The organism is Protofrankia sp. Cj3 (genome assembly GCF_917627355.1).
Taxonomy (GTDB): domain Bacteria; phylum Actinomycetota; class Actinomycetes; order Frankiales; family Frankiaceae; genus Protofrankia.
On the sequence record NZ_CAKJTR010000102.1, the window covers coordinates 1 to 1,232 of the forward strand.

The 1,232-nt window shown below is 66.8% G+C and carries 1 protein-coding gene and 1 tRNA gene; both read right to left on the reverse strand.

Annotated features, from left to right (window positions below; genetic code table 11):
- Window positions 1–44: 44 nt before the first annotated feature.
- Window positions 45–118 (reverse strand) — tRNA-Pro (locus tag MJ783_RS14625).
- A 111-nt stretch (window positions 119–229) separates the two neighbouring features.
- On the reverse strand, window positions 230–1,171 hold the full coding sequence (locus MJ783_RS14630) for a metallophosphoesterase (protein WP_239311005.1): 942 nt from the start codon (window positions 1,169–1,171) through the stop codon (window positions 230–232).
- Between the last annotated feature and the right edge of the window lie 61 nt (window positions 1,172–1,232).

Sequence of the window (1,232 nt, forward strand, 5' to 3'; positions counted from 1 at the left end):
TCAGGGGCATGATCCCCTGTTGCAGATCATGCCCCTGACCTGGGTCGGGGTGGCGGGATTCGAACCCACGACCTCTTCGTCCCGAACGAAGCGCGCTACCAAGCTGCGCCACACCCCGCGACCATCGCAGAGTCTACCTGATCCATCAAGCAGCCTGGGACACCGAGTTCCGTGGGCCGCCTTGGCTCCAAGGGAGCTGTGGGATCGCCTCCGCTGGCCGCGCCGGCCCTCAAGGCGCGGCTGTAAGTGTGATCAAAGTAGCTTCGGGCCGGCAGGCGAAGCGGACCGGCGCAAATGGTGAGGTCCCCAGACCAGCGGATACATGCAGCCACGACCCCCGCCCGCCCGCCTCGTACCGGGAGAGCCCGCGCACCCGGGCACGATCAATACCGCAGTTGGTGACCAGCGCCCCGAGGAACGGCACCCGGACCTGGCCGCCGTGGGTGTGCCCGGACAGCGTCAGCGCCACCCCATCGGAGGTGTAGGCGTCCAGCACCCGCGGCTCCGGAGTGTGCGACAACCCGAGCCGCAGTTCAACATCAGCGTCCTCCCGAGGGCCGATCACCGAGGAAAGACGATCACGTCCCAACCGGGCGTCATCGACGCCGCGGACATCGATCCGCCGTCCGGCGACCCGCATCACCGTCCGATGGTTGGTCAGGTCGATCCATCCGCTGTCGCCCGCAAGGGTCTTTGCGAACGCGGCCCAGTCCAACGGGAGCCCCTTCGGCCTGGAGTCGTCCTCCGACAAAAAGTAGTGATGTGGGCTCTTCAACGTCGGCGCAAAGTAGTCGTTGTTCCCCGGTACGAACACGCCGGAGAAGCCGAACAACGGAGACAGCGCCTCCAGGGTCGGCCCGTCCGCATCAGGATGTGACAGTACGTCACCAGTCAATGCCACAAGATCGGGCATCAGACGAGCCAGCTCCGAGATCCACGCCAGTTTCCCCCCCTGTTTGGGGGTGATGTGCAGATCAGAGATGTGCAGGATACGCAGCGGGCGGACCTCGCCAGCCAGCGCCGGAACCACCAGACGGCGCAGAGTGTACGCGCTCCGCTCATAGCCGGCGGCATAGGCGAGGCTCAATGCGCCTGCCGCACCGAATCCGGTGGCCGCGCGTCTGGCGGTCCTTCGAAGCGTGCCCGGGGGGAACCGTCGCGTACCCGTCATCAGACCAGTGTGGCCCAGGTTTCGCCCATTGCGGCTGTTCTCCGCGCCGCGCCGCGCCGCG

Bases quoted from the DNA above. Each gene is read 5' to 3' on its own strand.
- MJ783_RS14630 (WP_239311005.1), bottom strand. From the start codon at position 1,171: ATGACGGGTACGCGACGGTTCCCCCCGGGCACGCTTCGAAGGACCGCC.